At 45.9% G+C, this 16944-nt stretch carries 22 protein-coding genes and 3 pseudogenes; 11 read left to right on the plus strand and 14 right to left on the minus strand.

Translation table 11 applies throughout. The annotated features are described in order from the left end of the window. Positions 1-75: 75 nt before the first annotated feature. Positions 76-515 (minus strand): annotated as a pseudogene (locus ACE1CM_RS43360) (GNAT family N-acetyltransferase). Between the two features lie 303 nt (positions 516-818). Between ACE1CM_RS43360 and ACE1CM_RS43365 the strand changes: the two are divergent. The 5 genes from ACE1CM_RS43365 (at position 819) to ACE1CM_RS43385 (ending at position 2989) form a co-directional block, all read left to right on the plus strand. Next, the gene (locus tag ACE1CM_RS43365; protein WP_374885586.1) at positions 819-1427 is read left to right on the plus strand and encodes a GAF domain-containing protein; all 609 of its coding nucleotides are present in this window, start codon (positions 819-821) and stop codon (positions 1425-1427) included. A gap of 298 nt (positions 1428-1725) precedes the next feature. Further along, positions 1726-1992: a hypothetical protein gene (locus ACE1CM_RS43370; RefSeq protein ID WP_374885587.1), complete on the plus strand. Its 267-nt coding sequence runs from the start codon at positions 1726-1728 to the stop codon at positions 1990-1992. Positions 1993-2100: 108 nt separating this feature from the next. Next, the gene (locus ACE1CM_RS43375; protein WP_226574259.1) at positions 2101-2223 is read left to right on the plus strand and encodes a histidine kinase dimerization/phospho-acceptor domain-containing protein; all 123 of its coding nucleotides are present in this window, start codon (positions 2101-2103) and stop codon (positions 2221-2223) included. A gap of 144 nt (positions 2224-2367) precedes the next feature. Next, complete coding sequence (locus ACE1CM_RS43380; protein ID WP_374885589.1) at positions 2368-2520, plus strand: hypothetical protein; 153 nt, start codon at positions 2368-2370, stop codon at positions 2518-2520. Positions 2521-2764: 244 nt separating this feature from the next. Next, positions 2765-2989, plus strand: coding sequence for a sensor histidine kinase (locus ACE1CM_RS43385; RefSeq protein WP_374885633.1), 225 nt, complete (start codon positions 2765-2767; stop codon positions 2987-2989). A gap of 182 nt (positions 2990-3171) precedes the next feature. Here the strand turns inward: ACE1CM_RS43385 and ACE1CM_RS43390 are convergent, their stop codons facing one another. Beyond that, a complete protein-coding gene (locus ACE1CM_RS43390; RefSeq protein WP_374885591.1) occupies positions 3172-3771 on the minus strand; it encodes a tRNA-(ms[2]io[6]A)-hydroxylase in 600 nt (199 codons plus the stop codon). Positions 3772-3917: 146 nt separating this feature from the next. Here ACE1CM_RS43390 and ACE1CM_RS43395 point away from each other — a divergent pair, with 146 nt between their 5' ends. Next, positions 3918-4676, plus strand: coding sequence for a metallophosphoesterase family protein (locus ACE1CM_RS43395; RefSeq protein ID WP_374885634.1), 759 nt, complete (start codon positions 3918-3920; stop codon positions 4674-4676). A 254-nt stretch (positions 4677-4930) separates the two neighbouring features. On the opposite strand, the pseudogene ACE1CM_RS43400 reads toward ACE1CM_RS43395, so the two are convergent. The 4 genes and pseudogenes from ACE1CM_RS43400 to ACE1CM_RS43415 form a co-directional block, all read right to left on the minus strand. Next, positions 4931-5125, minus strand: a pseudogene (locus ACE1CM_RS43400) (transposase); the annotation flags it as partial. A gap of 282 nt (positions 5126-5407) precedes the next feature. Further along, positions 5408-5503, minus strand: a complete 96-nt coding sequence (locus tag ACE1CM_RS43405; RefSeq protein ID WP_374885593.1) for an AAA-like domain-containing protein — start codon at positions 5501-5503, stop codon at positions 5408-5410. A 101-nt stretch (positions 5504-5604) separates the two neighbouring features. After that, on the minus strand, positions 5605-6102 hold the full coding sequence (locus ACE1CM_RS43410) for an AAA-like domain-containing protein (protein ID WP_374885594.1): 498 nt from the start codon (positions 6100-6102) through the stop codon (positions 5605-5607). A 96-nt stretch (positions 6103-6198) separates the two neighbouring features. Further along, positions 6199-6516, minus strand: a complete 318-nt coding sequence (locus tag ACE1CM_RS43415) for a hypothetical protein (protein WP_374885596.1) — start codon at positions 6514-6516, stop codon at positions 6199-6201. A 243-nt stretch (positions 6517-6759) separates the two neighbouring features. Here ACE1CM_RS43415 and ACE1CM_RS43420 point away from each other — a divergent pair, with 243 nt between their 5' ends. Beyond that, on the plus strand, positions 6760-6882 hold the full coding sequence (locus tag ACE1CM_RS43420) for a hypothetical protein (protein WP_374885598.1): 123 nt from the start codon (positions 6760-6762) through the stop codon (positions 6880-6882). Between the two features lie 48 nt (positions 6883-6930). Here ACE1CM_RS43420 and ACE1CM_RS43425 read toward each other — a convergent pair whose 3' ends face one another. Continuing rightward, entirely contained in the window at positions 6931-7137 is a 207-nt protein-coding gene (locus tag ACE1CM_RS43425) for a hypothetical protein (RefSeq protein WP_374885600.1), read from the minus strand. A 112-nt stretch (positions 7138-7249) separates the two neighbouring features. Here ACE1CM_RS43425 and ACE1CM_RS43430 point away from each other — a divergent pair, with 112 nt between their 5' ends. Next, complete coding sequence (locus ACE1CM_RS43430) at positions 7250-7456, plus strand: hypothetical protein (protein WP_374885602.1); 207 nt, start codon at positions 7250-7252, stop codon at positions 7454-7456. Between the two features lie 52 nt (positions 7457-7508). Here ACE1CM_RS43430 and radC read toward each other — a convergent pair whose 3' ends face one another. Both radC and ACE1CM_RS43440 read right to left on the minus strand, forming a co-directional pair. Further along, positions 7509-8240 carry a DNA repair protein RadC gene (gene radC, locus ACE1CM_RS43435; RefSeq protein WP_374885603.1) on the minus strand — a complete coding sequence of 244 codons (732 nt, stop codon included), beginning with the start codon at positions 8238-8240 and terminating at the stop codon, positions 7509-7511. 150 nt (positions 8241-8390) lie between these two features. Further along, positions 8391-8525, minus strand: a complete 135-nt coding sequence (locus tag ACE1CM_RS43440; protein ID WP_374885635.1) for a hypothetical protein — start codon at positions 8523-8525, stop codon at positions 8391-8393. On the opposite strand from ACE1CM_RS43440, the gene ACE1CM_RS43445 reads away from it, so the two are divergent. The 3 genes from ACE1CM_RS43445 to ACE1CM_RS43455 all read left to right on the plus strand — a co-directional run bounded on the left by ACE1CM_RS43445 (position 8499) and on the right by ACE1CM_RS43455 (position 13338). After that, positions 8499-11417: a cation-translocating P-type ATPase gene (locus ACE1CM_RS43445; RefSeq protein ID WP_374885604.1), complete on the plus strand. Its 2919-nt coding sequence runs from the start codon at positions 8499-8501 to the stop codon at positions 11415-11417. The two genes, ACE1CM_RS43440 and ACE1CM_RS43445, sit on opposite strands and share 27 nt — an antisense overlap. A 96-nt stretch (positions 11418-11513) precedes the next feature. Continuing rightward, entirely contained in the window at positions 11514-12662 is a 1149-nt protein-coding gene (gene recF, locus ACE1CM_RS43450) for a DNA replication/repair protein RecF (RefSeq protein WP_374885605.1), read from the plus strand. A 286-nt stretch (positions 12663-12948) separates the two neighbouring features. Beyond that, entirely contained in the window at positions 12949-13338 is a 390-nt protein-coding gene (locus tag ACE1CM_RS43455) for a hypothetical protein (protein ID WP_374885607.1), read from the plus strand. Here ACE1CM_RS43455 and ACE1CM_RS43460 read toward each other — a convergent pair. The 5 genes and pseudogenes from ACE1CM_RS43460 to ACE1CM_RS43480 all read right to left on the minus strand — a co-directional run bounded on the left by ACE1CM_RS43460 (position 13335) and on the right by ACE1CM_RS43480 (position 16928). After that, positions 13335-14132, minus strand: a complete 798-nt coding sequence (locus tag ACE1CM_RS43460; RefSeq protein ID WP_374885608.1) for a WD40 repeat domain-containing protein — start codon at positions 14130-14132, stop codon at positions 13335-13337. The two genes, ACE1CM_RS43455 and ACE1CM_RS43460, sit on opposite strands and share 4 nt — an antisense overlap. 113 nt (positions 14133-14245) lie before the next feature. Beyond that, positions 14246-14323, minus strand: a pseudogene (locus tag ACE1CM_RS43465) (hypothetical protein); the annotation flags it as partial. A 35-nt stretch (positions 14324-14358) separates the two neighbouring features. Beyond that, the gene (locus tag ACE1CM_RS43470; protein WP_374885610.1) at positions 14359-16098 is read right to left on the minus strand and encodes a caspase domain-containing protein; all 1740 of its coding nucleotides are present in this window, start codon (positions 16096-16098) and stop codon (positions 14359-14361) included. Further along, complete coding sequence (locus ACE1CM_RS43475) at positions 16031-16249, minus strand: caspase family protein (RefSeq protein ID WP_374885612.1); 219 nt, start codon at positions 16247-16249, stop codon at positions 16031-16033. The genes ACE1CM_RS43470 and ACE1CM_RS43475 overlap by 68 nt, the downstream gene beginning before the upstream one ends. 112 nt (positions 16250-16361) lie before the next feature. Beyond that, positions 16362-16928 (minus strand): hypothetical protein, encoded by a 567-nt coding sequence (locus ACE1CM_RS43480; protein ID WP_374885613.1) that lies wholly within the window; start codon positions 16926-16928, stop codon positions 16362-16364. Positions 16929-16944 lie beyond the last annotated feature (16 nt).

Genomic DNA, 16944 nt, shown 5'->3' on the forward strand with positions numbered 1-16944 from the left:
AGCGCAACCTTTCTACTCAACGTAGTACCCATGACAAGGGTCAATTTGGAGAGGAGTTGGATGTGAGGCAAACTTTCACGTCCGGTTCTGAAGCCTTGCATGGGGGGTGACTCCCATGCTTAGGTTAACGGAGTATGTCAAATAAACGCAATCGCACCGAGAAGTTTCCACCCCATCAGCGGGTTGATACCCGCTGCTCTCATACAGCTTCACCCCAGACCTTGTCCTCTAGCATCTGGCAAAAGATACATTTTCCGAATTTCTACTGCGTTTTTCCCTCGCTGGCTAGGATAATAAGCTGCCGTACCTACAAGCTGTCCCTGTCTTTGAATTACCCAGAAGTCACCACCAGTAGCAAGGTAAAAATTTTCCACCTCCAAAACATCTTGATCTGCGCCTGTTGGTTCCCAAGGTAGGCCATATTCAGCCAAAACGGAACGGATGAGCGCGGCGGCGGCGGTGCGATCCGAGCTTGACCAGGGGCGAATCCAAAAATCTCGATAGCCTGTTTGCATGATTCAATCGTAATACGTTTTTTCACGGTACTTGTAATCTCAACACCTGGGCTAAACTTTAATATGAACTTTTTTAACCACAGAGATGCATATATAATTATTTCTTTACCTTGATTTAACCTGTACTATAACAGAGAATTTGCCTAAGTAGTTTCCCGTAGCTCCAAGGTAGTCATAATTTTTCCAATTAGCCTGAAAAAGCTTTTTTCCCAGAAAAAAGATGTTGCTGTCATTAGCGAGCTTGTCAATGCTATCGAACCTAGCATCAGCATTGAGGATGTCAAAGGCAAAACCCTACTGGGAGTGGATAGAGAAAACCAAGGGAATAAACATGCAATAGAGGTTTCAGGACAAGTAATTGGATGGGTAATTGGGGAAGAAAAAGCAGCCACTATAGCAACTGCTATTGGTTACATAGCGAATAAAGAATTTGAGAAAAAGACCCTGGGCAATGAATTGCTAGATAGATATAGAGAAACAAGTTTACTCTATGATATTTATGAAAAAATAACTGCGAGTTTAGAACTGAAAGAAGTTGCCAAATTAATCCTCGATCGCGCCAGTAAACTGATAGAAGCAACCAGTGGATCGGTGATGCTGATCGATGCAAAAACAGGGAAATTAGAATTCCTCTCAAGCATTGGGAAAGAATACAACCCAAAAGCAAATTTAAAACTGGGTAAAGCGATTATTGGTAACCTGGTATCCACCAAAGTGGGAGAGATAGTAAACGATGTCTTATCAGAACCGAGATTTATTGCCAGTAAGGCTGCAATACGCTCGCTGATTTGCGTTCCTTTAAAAAGTAAAGACCGGGTAATTGGTGCAATTACAATGAGCAACTCAGCACCAGTTACCTATACAGTCGAAGAACTTAAACTCCTGACCATGGTTGCATCCCAGGCAGCATAGGCAATTGAAAACGCCATTTTCCCCGAATAAAAGCTGCAAGAAAGCCGCCGAGACGCCTTGCTTTTTCGTTTAGCCAATCAGATTCGTCTTTCTTTAGACCTCGATACTATTTTAGAAACGGCTGTCAGCGATATCCGCAACCTTTTACAGAGCGAAGGCTGCCAATTTATCTGGTATCGAACCGAAAATGATGAAAGTAGAAGGCTGAAAAGTTCAACCCATGGGTGCATTTGTTTTTCAACAGAAAGTGAGGTTAATCTATCATCCAAAAGCCAGCATTATTTCAAGGTTTGGGAAGTTGTCAATCAAGCCATACTATTGCGCCGAAGAGATGGGTGAAGTTACCCAGAAGCTGCGAGATAGGGAAATGGTGCGAATCGATCGGGTTAAAAGCGTAACCGATCCGATGGAGAGACAGTTTTTTGTCGAGGGTAACTTCGCCTCGGTATTAGCACTGCCGATTCAGACGCGATCAGGAGCAATTGGTGCGTTCGCGCCAGCTAGGGTATGCATATCGCTTTGGGGACAAGCATGGAAGAACGAACTGGGAGTAAGGGTGAAGTAGAACTGTTACTAGCTGTAGGTAATCAATTAGCGATCGCTCTAGATCAAGCCGAACTTTACAAAGAAGCTGCATCCACAAGCGCAAAAATTGCCACAAACCCTGTAGGAATTGCAACAAACCCAAGCTCAACTAATTCAAAGCGAAAAAATCTCCAGCTTGGGGCAGCTAGTAGCAGGAGTTGCTCATGAAATTAACAACCCGATTAATTTTATTCACGGCAATCTTGCCTAGGTCGAGCAATATACCCAAGACATACTTCACCTGCTGCGACTTTATGCTAAACAGTATCCGAAACCAGCACCCGCGATTCAAGCGGAGACAGAAACCATCGACCTAGAGTTTATCATCCCAGACCTTGCTAAATTGATTTCCAGCATGAAGGTGGGAACCGAACGCATCCGCAAAATTGTTTTATCCCTGGGAAACTTTTCCCGTCACGACCCAGACGAGAGCAAACCTGTAGACATTCATCAAGGAATTGATAGCACGCTATTAATCTTGCAACATCGATTGAAAGCAACAGCATAACGCCCTCAAATTCAGGTAATCAAAAATTACGGCGACCTGCCATTAGTCGAGTGCTATCCCAGCCAACTAAACCAAGTATTTATGCAGGTTATCAGTAACGCGATCGATGCTTTGGAATAGGTAATGAGTAATGGGAAAAATTTTTATAATTACTCTTCAACAATTACCAATTACCAACAATTTGCATTTGTCACGATTTTGTAGATAGCAAAAGCGTCTTCGCATTAAAGACAACGTAAATAGGATTCCAGAAGCAGTCAAAAATCAACTATTCGCTCCGTTTTTTACAACCAAGCTGGTAGGCAAAGGAACCGGGTTAGGGCTATCTATTTGCCACACAATAGTAGTGCAGAAACATGGGGGAATTATCCAGTGTGACTCAACGCCTGGAGAGGGAACCGAGTTTTCTATTCAAATTCCGATATTGGCAGCGCTCGCCAAACCCGCCCCGGCGATCGCTAAGCAATAATCCTATTAGTAATTGGTAATTGGTAATTGGTAATTGGTAATTGGACAGTACTTAATATTTCCCATTCTTCCTACAAAAAAACAACCTGTATCAGCCTAGTCGCGCCTCAATCCTGTGGATGATTTGGCAGCCAACTTATAACAATTACCCATTACTCATTACCAATTACCAATTACCAATAACTAACTGTGAATTCTCGGTTCGGGGTGCAACGTCGCAAGTATTTTGCTTTCCACAACCGCTAATTCTTCCAGCCGCTGGGTGACAGCAGACCGCTCAAAGTAAGTATCCGCTAGTACCCAGTAAATGCCGTAGTGACGAGCCTCCGACGCCATCAAGCTGCGATAAAATTGAGATAACTCCGGATCGGGACAATGGGTAGCTAACAACCCCAGCCGTTCGTGACTGCGAGCCTCGATCAGTCCAGAAACCAGCAACGAATCTAAAAGTCGCTTTGGTTCCTGCGGACGAATTTGAGCCTTTAAATTGGCTCCATAGGGGGGAGAAGAAAGCGGCCCCAAAGGGACACCCCGCCGTTCCAGCCATTGGTTAACTAACTCAAAGTGTTCCAGTTCTTCGCGAGCGATCGCCGTCAGCATCCGTACTAACTTGGTATTAGACGGATAGCGAAACATCAAATTTAAGGCAACCCCAGCCGCCTTGCGCTCGCAGTGGGAGTGATCCAGCAGAATTAGATCCAGATTGGCGATCGCTTGCTCAACCCAAGCAAAGCTGGTCGGCTGCTGGAGGACATTAATCGTAGGTAGTGTATCAAAAAGCACAGAGTTTATTTTTGACAGGATGAGGGGGGCATAATAAAAATATCAGGGTCAAGCAACAACATCTGCTAAAATCCACTTCGTCTAAGAAGCCCCTTACAGAGTCTAAATAAAGTATCACTCAGTATTTAAAGATCCGCATGAGCCAAATCACCCCCCGTCGCATAGTCATCGGCGACGTACACGGTCACTATAAGGGTCTTATGACCTTGTTAGAAGCGATCGCCCCTGACTCAGAAGAGCGAATATATTTTTTGGGAGATTTAATTGATCGAGGTCCCCAAAGCGCTCAGGTTGTCAAGTTTGTCCAAGAAAGCTCCTATAACTGTCTGTTGGGTAACCACGAGCAAATGTTACTAGACAGCTTTATCAAGGGAAAAATTCAACATGCGGTTCTGCAAGCTTGGCTTTACAGTGGCGGACATGCAACGCTGGCGAGTTACCCCAAGGGTCGGATTCCCGTACACGATCTAGATTGGATGCAGACGCTACCCACCCATCTAGACTTAGGCGATATTTGGTTAGTTCATGCCGGCGTCCATCCTGAAATACCCCTCGAAGAGCAAACCGCCGACCAATTCTGTTGGATTCGCCACGAATTCCATAGCATGTCCCAACCCTACTTTGCCAACAAACTCATCATCACAGGTCATACGATCACCTTTACCCTACCAGGCGTAGAACCCGGAAAAATCGCCGCTGGGTCGGGTTGGCTAGACATCGACACGGGAGCCTATCACCGCCGCAGTGGTTGGTTGACTGGATTAGATATCTCCAACGCCATTGTCTATCAAGTCAATGTTTTTGATAATTACGTCCGCACCCTGCCCCTGGAAAAGACTTTAACGCCAGTCCAGCCGGATCAGATAGTCGCTCGAAAACAAAACGGGGTAATGGCTAATTGGTAATGGGTCATGGGAATTGACAGTAGTTGCAGTTGTTTGAGTGGTGGTGTTTATTTTAGTAATCGGCGGCTTTAATTCGTTAATGTTGCCATTAATTTGTCAATTAGCTGGGGTTACTTGCGCTTGCAGGTTTGTATTTACAGCCAACACTTGACCTTTGAAGACGCTCTGACAAAGGAGTTGGGGAGACGCTCTGGGCGCCCCTGCTCCACATCGAAGCACCCGGTCACCGAAAACGCGCACGGTACCAAGAGACTTTAGGCATGGGGAGGATGTGCTAGGTCGATTTTAATCCCAGTCAAGTTCCGGGTTTCCAATGCGTGATTTTCAATATACTTCTTTACCACATCAAGTGGAGCTAGACCCACAGTGGCGACAAAATCAGAATTTGTCCACAGGGTAGGCAACCTGCTTTTAAGCCAAGGAAACTCTTGACGTAAGTAGCGGGAAGACCAATCGGTAATTGTCAAGAGTAGAGGCGGGTTTTACCAATCAATCTGTGTCACCACCAGTAAGGGCGGGTAATACCTGCCCATTGAGTGGAACCAAGAAATATTTCGTTAAAGTAGCCCCTACTCGTTAAACCCGCCCCTAATGCCAATCAATCCAATTACCAATTACCTATTACCTATTACCTATCTCACAACTATTAACTAGCAACTTGCGTTATTAGAAGCTTACAGGAGTTTCCCAAAAAATAAGCTAGGCATGAAGAGGTTAAGTTAAGTCTGAAGTTAAATGCTCTTTACTAATTCAGAAACTTGTTCCTGGTTGAATTCCGGTAATTCGATGGGTAACCCGACATTAAAGGGGGATTGGTATATATTCACGTAAATGTCAGTTTATTGGAAATGGGCAATTACTAAACGAAGTTTTATCCAAACAGTTTCTTTTTTTGCTTACCCCATAAAAATATTATTAACTCAAAGAATTATTGAGCGATTTCGGAATACTGAAATAGCCGATCGACTTGATATAATGCCAAAGTCAATGGCTCCGTAAATCTTGCCAGGAGGTAACGTTGAAAGTAATTGCTGCATTTTTGTTGGCTGCCAATTCCTTTGTTCCAGTAATCTTCTAGGCGCTCCTCTATATTCAATTCATCCGTTATACTGGTACAGAGCCATTGTAAGAATTGAGCGAGATTTGTGAGTAATTCGGCATCAGCAGACTGTAAGCTCAGATAAGCAGTTCGATGTTTGTCCTCCATTGCATAGTGCAGAATGCGCTGCAATAGAGAAGTTTTCCCCAGTTGGCGAGGTGCTTTGATTCGCAGCAAAACTCCTGGTTGTAAAATCGTTTTGTAGCAGTATGATTCAATCGGAGGTCGTTCAATATAAGCTGAATCTAAACTAACCGAACCTTCCGGAATTTCCATATAGTTGACAGCTGCAGCAATAACTGAAAATTTCTGGAACGTTTGTTCCAATTCCTTGGACTTCTCTGGTCTGCGATTTTCCCACTCTTGGTCAAACTGTTTCAGGTTCTTCTCTTTGTCCCTTGACCATAGAGTCAGTGTGAAATGTCAAGTTTCAGCACCCTGGGTTTTGGCGCGATTGTCTGCCAAAATTTTGAGAAAGTCTCTGAGTATAGCGAGCGCTTGTCGAATTTGCTCTTTGTTTAGCTTCTCAGGGTTTCCATAGCGGTCTTTCTCGCTTAGCCACTCTAAATCTATCAACCTAGTCTTGACAATCAGCTTAGGTCTGGGGCTATATTCTGCTTGCCAGTTGAACTCAATTTTAGGGTTAGACTCATCAAACTCCCAATCGACGAAAGAAAGCAATGCTGCCAGTAGGCGTTTAACCCGCCCTTTGACAGCTTGTCCATAGCTGAATCGTGGCATTCTGGTGTTTATTTGAAAGTTGAGCAACAAGTTCGGGGCTACCCCAAAGCTGTTGTATATCCCAAATCATTAAAAGCTAAGCTATGAAGCTATTATAGCTGCTAATGGGTGGCATTTGCTTCGGGGTACTACCCCAAACATAAGCTTGTACTAACTGAAAAAAGTAACATAGGCTCAAAATATGCTATTTAACCCTTTTCTGTGACACTCCCAAGAGTAAAAACTGTTCGTTCAATGTGAAATATGACGCACCAGCGCGAGCATGGTGTAAGCCGACACAGCGGCGCCGACCTGATTGCCGGAAAGTTGCACGAATGCTCACCTGGTGAATGGCTTCGTAACCGTCCTTGGCGATCGCGCACATAAAGCCATTTTCCTACAGTTTTTTTTCCAGAAACTCAGCGCTCCGATACCCTACAACTCTTCTAAGTTGTGTTTTTGGATGATCGCTTGCTGCTCTTCAAGTTGCAGCCAATACTCTAGAGCCTCACTCACTACAGCGCTCAGTGAAGCCTCCTTGATCGCAGCTATTGTGCGGATGAGCTTTTCTAAGTCGTCATCCAAATACACCCTAATCTCTGGTTTCCTGCTGGTACTACGTTTTTTCGACTCTTCTGCCATGATTAAAAGTGTCTCATACTGTATTAACTATTGAGGCTATAGCCGTATTGACGTAGAATAAGGCGTTGAGTTAGAGGTTACAACCTTGTGAGTTCTTACAGAAAGTCAGGCTATGGTTTTATCTGAGGTACTGACTCGGATTGCGATCAATGAACCTTACAGAGTTTCAGATGTGGAGGAATGCTTATCCTGGCTTCAGCAACCGGGCGATCGGGCTGTGTCTTGTCCTTTTGAGCGGGGCGCAAGCTCAATCCCTCGCTGTGGAGATTCTGAACGCCATCAGGAGATCCTCGCCGACTCCTTAGCTTATAGCCGCTAAAAAGCTAAACCTCCACTAGGTATTTCCTGGTAGAGGTTTAGTGTTTAATTGCTCAATCACCCTGCGGGTATTCATCCCACAACGCGGTAGTCTGACGCAAACTATTGTGGTCGCCGTTGCCCAAAATCAGGTGATCCAGTAGGGGAATGTTGAGGATTTGAGCGGCTGCTAACAACTGGCGCGTCAGTTGGATATCTTCATTAGAAGGTTCGACGCTCCCAGAAGGATGATTGTGGGCTACGATCAGTCGCGTTGCACCCTGACGAATCACTTCGCGGAAAATCTCGCGAGGGTGGGCTAAGGTTTCGGTTGCGGTGCCGATGGTAATCACCTGGGTGCCGAGTAAGCGATTTTTGACATCCAACAGCAACACCCCGAAACGTTCTTGCGGTTGCCACATTAGGTCTTGACTGAGGGCGGCGGCGGCGGCGGCGGGGCTTTCAATCGGAGAACGATCGAGGGGGCGAGATTGAAACGATCGCTTACCCAACTCAATGGCTGCTAGAATCGTTGTCGCCTTGGCAGGACCAATGCCGGGGATTTGCATTAATTCTTGAGCGCTGATATCCCGCAAAACCGAGAGCGGATCGCGCCCGTGTTGGCTTAATTGCTGCAAGATATATTGTCCCAAACCGATGGCGGAGAGTTTGCCTTGCCCTTGACCCGTGCCGAGTAAAATTGCCATCAGTTCGGCAGTGGCTAGAATTTGGGGGCCGTGTGCCAGCAAGCGCTCGCGGGGGCGTTCGCCCTTGGGTATATCTGCAACTCTCAGGCAATAGGTCATAGAGGCAACTAGGAAGCTCAACGATAAGGATTTAGGTTCAGTTATCCCCTCAAAGGCTGCAAAAATAACAGATATCGCATCGAAAAAAAGGTTTTGGGGCGTAAATGAGGGAGATAAACAAGATTACGGAGAAAAGGACGCTAAAGACTTTCACTGCATCGCCGCCTCTCCCTTTTTCCGCGTCATCCCCACCATCCCCATCGTTCTGTTTCCCAGACTAAGCCATAAGGTAGCAGCCGCCGATCGAGGTTGAGCTTTATGATTGATGTTTGTAGGCGTTATCACATTCCCGTGACCTCCAAAGTTCCTTCTATCTCTTCCTCAGAATCGGCACAAGCTTGGCACACCCTGGAAATTGATAAGACGCTCAGAGTCTTTGGTAGCGATCGCGATGCGGGCTTGACATCTCAACAGGTGTCAGAAGGCTTGCAACGCTATGGCCCCAATGAACTAACTGAAACGGGCGGTCGCAGCGGCTGGGCTATCTTCCTCGATCAGTTCAAAAACATTATGTTATTGATGCTGATCGGTGTGGCTATTGTTTCCGGCGTTCTCGATTTGTTAAAGCTACAGTCCGGCAATGCCGAAGGTGATGTTCCCTTCAAAGATACGATCGCAATTATGGCGATCGTCATTCTCAATGGCGTCTTGGGCTACCTCCAGGAAAGTCGAGCTGAAAAAGCCCTCGCCGCCCTTAAGCGCCTTTCCTCCCCCAAGGTGCGCGTAATTCGCGATGGCAGAATCATTGAAGTCAACGCCAAAGAACTTGTCCCCGGAGATGTTATGCTCCTGGAAGCCGGGGTGCAAGTGGCGGCAGACGGACGTCTTGTCGAACAAGCAAATCTCCAGATCCGAGAAGCGGCACTCACCGGAGAAGCCGAGGCAGTTTCCAAGCAAGCTGATGTGCAACTGGGTGAAGACATAGCCTTGGGCGATCGCACTAATATGGTCTTCCAAGGCACCGAAGTTGTCTTTGGACGCGGCAAGGTGGTCGTTACCGGCACCGGAATGCAAACCGAATTGGGTAAAATTGCCTCTTTGTTGCAATCTGTTGAATCCGAACCTACCCCGTTACAACAGCGGATGGGTCAACTCGGTAACGTCCTGGTAAGCGGATCTTTAGTGCTAGTGGCTTTAGTCGTTGGCGGCGGCTTGATTCACACCGGCATCAACACCGGGTGGCAGCCAAACCAACTGTTTAACACGTTTGTAGACTTAATCGAAGTTTCTCTCTCTATGGCGGTGGCTGTCGTTCCAGAAGGCTTACCCGCAGTAATTACCGTTACCCTGGCTCTGGGTACTCAGCGCATGGTGCGCCGCCACGCCCTAATTCGCAAACTTCCCGCTGTAGAAACCTTGGGTTCGGTGACGACGATTTGTTCGGATAAAACCGGCACCCTCACCCAAAATAAAATGGTGGTGCAGCAAGTCGCCACCACGGAAAAAACCTTCGGCGTCACGGGTGAAGGGTACATCCCAAAAGGGGAATTTTATCTGCAATCTGAGTCAGAAACTGCCAACTCGCCATCGATTGCACTAGACGAGTATCCAGAACTGCAAATGCTGCTGGCAGCTTGCGTACTGTGCAACGATGCCGTGTTGCAGTGCGAAGCCCAAAACGCCCCCGGACAGTCTGGCGGCAATTGGACGATTTTGGGAGACCCGACAGAAGGTGCCTTGCTGTCTTTGGCAGGCAAAGGCGGCGTTCAAAAACAAGCAATGGACGCCGGATTGCCGAGGGTGGCAGAAATTCCTTTTTCCTCAGAACGCAAGCGCATGTCGGTAATTGTGCGCGGTTCGGAGGGCAATAACCCGCTCTATTTGATGTTTACTAAAGGTTCTCCAGAACTGATTTTAGAGCGTTGCACTACTTATCAAAGCGGCGATCGCGCAGTTGTACTCACACCGCAAAACCGCAGCCAGATTCTAGAGCAAAATAACTATATGGCTAGCAAGGGGCTGCGGGTGCTGGGATTTGCTTTCAAAAACCTCGATGCCCAACCACCTCAAGATCCAGATGAACACATCGAGCAAGAATTGGTCTGGTTGGGATTAGTGGGAATGCTTGATGCGCCCCGTCCCGAAGTGCGCGAGGCGGTAGCTAAGTGCAGGCAGGCAGGCATTCGCCCCATGATGATTACCGGCGACCACCAACTAACTGCTAAGGCGATCGCTTACGATCTCGGCATTGCCTCCCAAGGCGATCGCGTCCTCACCGGCACCGAGTTGCAAAAACTCTCCCAAGAAGCTCTCAAGCAGGAAGTAGAACAGGTATCGATTTACGCCCGCGTTTCCCCAGAACACAAACTGCGTATTGTCCAAGCCCTCCAAAGTCGCGGTAAATTTGTTGCCATGACCGGCGACGGCGTTAACGATGCCCCCGCCCTCAAACAAGCCGATATCGGCATCGCCATGGGCATCACCGGCACCGATGTCAGCAAAGAAGCCAGCGATATGGTATTGCTCGACGATAACTTTGCGACCATCGTTGCCGCTACGGAAGAAGGACGTGTAGTTTATACCAACATAAGACGATTTATTAAGTATATTCTTGGAAGTAACATAGGCGAAGTTTTGACGATCGCAGCAGCGCCGCTGTTAGGTTTGGGAGGAGTTCCGCTTTCGCCTTTGCAAATTCTGTGGATGAATTTGGTTACAGATGGGGTGCCCGCGTTAGCCTTGGCGGTAGAACCAGCAGAACCCAACGTGATGAAGCGTCCGCCCTTTAGTCCGCGCGAAAGTATTTTTGCGCGAGGGTTGGGGTCTTACATGCTCAGAATTGGGATTGTGTTTGCGATTCTGACGATTATGATGATGGCATGGGCTTACAACCACACCCACAGCGTCACCGGGGCAGATCTCAGCGAGGATCGATGGAAAACGATGGTGTTCACGACGCTTTGTTTGGCGCAAATGGGACACGCGATCGCAATTCGTTCCAACACCCAGCTGATGATAGAAATCAACCCCTTTACCAATCTGTTTGTCTGGGGCGCGGTGATCGTAACAACTGCTTTGCAGCTGGCGTTAGTTTACGTTCCACCCCTGCGAGCTTTCTTCGGCACCCAGGCAATTTCTCTGTCAGAATTGGGTGTCTGTCTGGGATTTAGCGCCTTGATGTTTGTTTGGATCGAGCTGGAAAAACTGTTTATTCGCTGGTACAAAAAGCGCCGCTAATGGCTAATGGCTAATGGGTAATCGCTAATGGCTAATAGTAAAAGGCAATTAGCAATTAGCGCTGGGCAATTAGCAATTAGCAATTAGCAATTGGCAATGTATCTCAAAACCTTACATCTGCGACAGTTCCGCAATTATCAAGAGACTATGGTTGAATTGAGCGCCCCCAAAACAATTTTGGTGGGCAATAATGCTCAAGGGAAATCTAATTTACTCGAGGCGGTGGAGTTGCTGGCGACCCTGCGGAGTCATCGAGCATCGCGCGATCGCGATTTAATCCAAGAAGGCTCTGCTGAAGGTAAAATTATTGCCACCGTAGAGAGACAAAGCGGTTTGGTTGACCTCGCTTTAACCCTGCGGCGCAACGGACGTCGTACCGTTACCCTCAATCACCAGTCTCTCCGGCGTCAGATGGAATTCTTAGGCACGCTCAATGCCGTGCAGTTTTCTAGTTTAGATCTAGACTTGGTAAGGGGTGGCCCAGAGCAGCGGCGTAATTGGCTCGATACGCTGTTAATTCAGCTAGAACCCTTTTACGCCCACATTTTACAGCAGTACAACAAAATTCTGCGTCAGCGCAACGCCCTTTTAAAGCAGGGGAGCAGGGGAGCAGAGGAGCAGGGGAGCAGGGGAGATTCAATTCTTGAGTCACAATTAGCCCTGTGGGATGCTCAATTAGTGACAGCTGGAACCCGCGTCATCAGGCGTCGATCCCGAGCGTTACAGCGTTTGGCTCCCTTAGCTGAATTTTGGCATCGAGCCATTAGCGGTAGCAAGGAGGTACTGGAAATAAAATATGCCCCTAACGTTGCACTGGAACATGACGATCCAGAATTGATCAAGCTGGCTTTTTTTCAAAAGATTCAGCAGCGTGCTAACTTAGAACAACACCACGGAACTACCCTGGTTGGCCCCCACCGCGATGAAGTTGAGTTTACAATCAATCAAACACCCGCAAGGGCTTATGGCTCTCAGGGACAGCAGCGAACATTAGTATTGGCACTCAAGTTAGCCGAGCTAAAACTGATTGAAGAAGTCGTCGGCGAACCGCCCCTATTACTCCTCGATGATGTTTTAGCCGAACTAGACCCCAATCGTCAAAATCAACTGCTAGAGGCCATTCAAGAGCGGTTTCAAACTCTAATTACTACCACCCACCTGAGCGCTTTTGATCGCTCCTGGCTCAACTCATCGCAAATTCTCTGCGTCCAAGCAGGACATCTATACCCTCAGTCTCCAGCGTGATTTTCTGCTAGTTTTCTGGAATCAAGAGTTGCCAAAATGTAGATCGATTATTGACTCCGTACAGCTAGCATTTACCACATCTGGTTGCTTTTCACCAATAAGGGCCAATTTAATTTCCAAACACATAATTTTGTCAATCTTCCCGATTGACCTGTAGAAGCTTTGTATAAATTAGTAGTTAAGCCAATTGGCTTACATAGTCTAAAAAGAATAGTAATTTTAACTGGGAATTCTAGTTGTACGTAAATTTTAATGGGAAGGGTTATCAAGGCAAATGTATAAAGTTATGGATCAAAACGAAATTGCGGCACTGGGTGCTTCTTTGCGCCCCATCGATCAGAACCTATTGAAGAAAGATGCCAGCATCGAACGCCTTTGGTATCAAGGTGAAGAATCTTATTTTGACGTATTTTTTGAAGTTCAAAATAATGAAATTATTTGGTTTCAGTTTACTTGGCGAGGAAAAGTACTTTGTTGGGATAAACAAAATCCAGTCATGCAAACTGGCAGAACTAATGAATTAGGAACGGGGGATATGGGCTACTATGCTGCTAGTAAACTGATTAAACTGGATATAAAAACCGACCAAGGTTTCATTAAATTAGCTCATTCAATTTTGCAAACTCGATCGGGTGAAGATATTTTCGCAAGGGTACTGACACTGTTTACAGATTAGAGACGATGCCAAAAATATCTTTGACAAGTAGCTTTAGCTGCTGTTTGTACGGATGTTTTTGGCTTTGTCAAGACGGGGTGATGCTGCAAGCGCGTGCAAGCAATTTCCAGCGCGTTTTTGGGCGGACTCTGCAAGTCCCACAACTTTACCTTGCCGTCATCGCCACCAGTAACAAGTATAGTGCGATCGCGATTCAATGCGATTGACTTGACCAAACGCGAATGACCCCTAAACGGTTGACCAATTTGCTTACCCTGCAAGTTGGACAACCGCACTGTCATACTGCTACTGATAATTGTTTTTTTATCAATAAACGCTACTGAAGTGACACCAAACTCATCGGATGTAAATGTTTGACCAATCTGCTTACCTCCCCACTTCCACAGGCGTACTTTACCGTCTCTACCTCCAGTGATAATGGTTTTACCATCCGGACTAAACGCTAATGAATTGATACCATTGTTATGAGCAAAAAACCCTTTACCAATTGGCTTACCTTGTAAGTTCCACAGCCGGACTTTGCCATCCAAACTACCAGTAACAATGGTTTTACTATTGAGACGAGTAAATGCAACTGAACTCACCCCAGATTTATCTACTGTAAACGGTTGACCAATTGGCTTACCTTGTAAGTTCCACAGGCGAAAATTTCCATCACCACCCGCAGTAACAATGATTTTGCCATCGGGACTAAAGACAACTGAATTGATCCCATTCTTATGTGCCATAACTGTTTTACCAGTGGGTTGACCTTGCAAGTTCCACAGGCGTAACTTACCGTCGCTACTACCCACCCCACCACAATAATATTAGAATTTATGGGACTAAAGGCAACGGAATTGATACTATTATTAAGTGCAGTTAGGATTTTAGGAGTGGGCTGACCCTGCAACTTCCACAGATATAACTTACCATCGCTACCCCCAGCGAGAATTGTTTCGCCATTGAAACTAAAAGCGACTGAATTGACAGTACCTTTATCCACTTTAAAGCTATTTTTTATCTGGCGATATTGAATGCTTATTGTAACCTTTCATCAACCGATTTAAGTATGTTCCAAGGCATCCAATACTTGTTTTCACCCATTGTTTGAATTGCCAGCACGAGTGCTTCTAAAGGCTGTGGTTCAAGTAAAGTTTTTACTAATTCTGCTTTTTCTTGTAAGCGTGAAATTTCAAGTTGATAAAGAGCCAAAATAGTCAAGCCATAGAGGGATGCGCTCGCTCCAGCAATCATAACAATAATACGACGGCGTTGATTGCGTTGGCGCTCGATGCTGCGCTTGACAAATTCCGACTCAAAAGCATTTAACCAGCTATCTTTTTGCTCAGATATTTGTTTGATTAACGGCAGGCGAGGGTCATTATTCCAGAGCAAACGAAAAGCTTGTTTATCCTGCTGCTTTTGAGTTTCCCATTGATGGGCGATAGGTGTCAACTCTCGTTGCAGCAGCAGATTCCTTAATTCCTGTTGTTTCCACGATTGAAGCTTTGACCATTCCTCCACTAAAATATCATCTGCCGGTTCTATATAGCCATTGCCTTCAATCCCTCGTCTTCTTACTAGCAAGCCTGCGGCACAAAATCGAGCGATTACTTGTTTCACTCTGGTATTTTCTGGGTCTAGATATACCAATTCATCATCTGGCACTCGTCTATGAGCAAACTCACCTCCATCTACTGCTACCATTCGCAGCATGACATTGCGAATTGTATTGGCGTAGGCGGGATTGCGTCCAACTAACTGCTCATATTCCCAGTCGGCGCTTTGGATCAAACTTTGGGTTAATTGACCCGAATCTTCACGATCTTCTTCATTCATTGCCTGATCCTTCCTTTTACTTTCTGTGAGGCTTTTAATGTACTTGAGAGAAAGATCCCTTAAGGTAGAAGGTTTAATTAATCTGGCTTTTGCTAACTTGGATCTTCCCAAACCGGAGGAACCTAATAACATGGTTAACTGTTGCAGTGTCAAAAATTCTAGTAACTTTTCATTTAAGAGAAGTTTAGTAGATATTTTATTGTCTTCAGATTCCGATTCTTCTGATTCACTCGGTTTAGAATTTGGCAGTAAGAGATTGCGGTCAAAATCGGCAAGGGGAAAAATATAATTTCCTTTACCATGACGTTTGAGTGGACTCAATTTTGGGGTTTGTTTAGGTGCTGTTTTAGGGAGTTCGCTTTCTAAATAGAGAAAAAGTTCCGTGGCAGTAATAATGTTATCCTTGGTGTAATCTGCTTCTCCTTTGAGTCCTTTGAGTAAAAGTTCTGCAAAAGGAGAGTGACCTGAAATATTGTCGCGTCGTTGTCCGAAAGAGAAGGGAGAATCAGCAGCTTTTTCGTCGTGATCTGCTGAAGTAATTACCTGTTGAGCAATACCTGAAACATACTGTTCGTAGCGTTCGCGATATAGTTTTTCTCGTCGCACTGCTTCGCGATCGCGTACTGCCCAGCGAAACGATCCTGCAAAGCAACAATCAAGGATAATCAACAAATGACGGCAGGGCAATTGGGTGAGACTATCGTGCAGTCTTTGCATCGAAACCCAAGTGTCGGGATAATCCCGCTGTCCATCTTGAGGTACTAAGTAGCCCGCTAGCCCATCTGTATTATTTTGTACATCTGAGGCGAAGCCATGACCGGCAAAGAAAAACAACAAGCGATCGTCGCGTTTAATTTCTACTGGATTTTCATCAGATAAAGGCAGTATGTTCCGCGTCAAATCTTCTAACAAATCGGTCAGCCGCGCTTGCATGTTCATCCAACAGCAGGAGGACTTCGTATTGATATTTTTCTTTTAGGATTTTCGCAAGTTTTTCCGCGTCATTAACGGCTGTTTCCAACCTCTGAATACCGTTGGAATATGCATTAATGCCGATAACAACAGCAAGCGATCGCTTAATTTCAGGCATAATATCAACTCTCTTAACATCGGTTGTGTAAAAAAATGCTTCTCGGCCCCTCTCTTGCCCCCCTCTCCCTTGATGTGAAATAGGTGTTTCTGTAATTCTTCATAGTTTATCCTCACACTAGATGCCGATTTTTTACTAAAACCTGACTGTTTTTCTGCTGCACTGGTTGTTGCTGCGAAGTTTGTTTCAACACAGCAGTCAAGCCAATTACTCCGGCAACCAACAATGCAATCAAACTAATAACTATGCCATTTACCCCAGCAAAATTTTTCTTCGCAGCGATTGCTGTCAGAGAGCGGATGATCGGATTTTGCCTTGGATAAAGTGCTTTTGCCAGTGCATCTAACCCCGCAGGCTCGGTAAAGTAAGTCAGGTGGTCGCAAGCAGTATCTGGTAGTAATATTCGAGGTTTAGGTGAGCGTTTTAAGCTGACACTTTTAATGCTGGCAACGGTAACGGCAATGTCATTAGGTTGGCTAAAAAATGTCCAATCTACAACTTTATCCACAACCGGATCGAACAATTTATGCATCAGCCGATGTAGCAGAGGAGAGCGCTTATTTTTCTGAACCTCTGTAGCTCCTGAAACAATCGACCTGTCACCAGCAATAATTGTATAGAGAACGCGAGTATCTGGGCTGGCGGCAAGTTCTTTGAGAAAAGGAGAATCTGGTTGCATTTGGTCTAGAGAGTAG

The sequence above is a fragment of the Microseira sp. BLCC-F43 genome (genome assembly GCF_041929235.1).
In the GTDB taxonomy this organism is placed as follows: Bacteria; Cyanobacteriota; Cyanobacteriia; order Cyanobacteriales; family Aerosakkonemataceae; genus Microseira.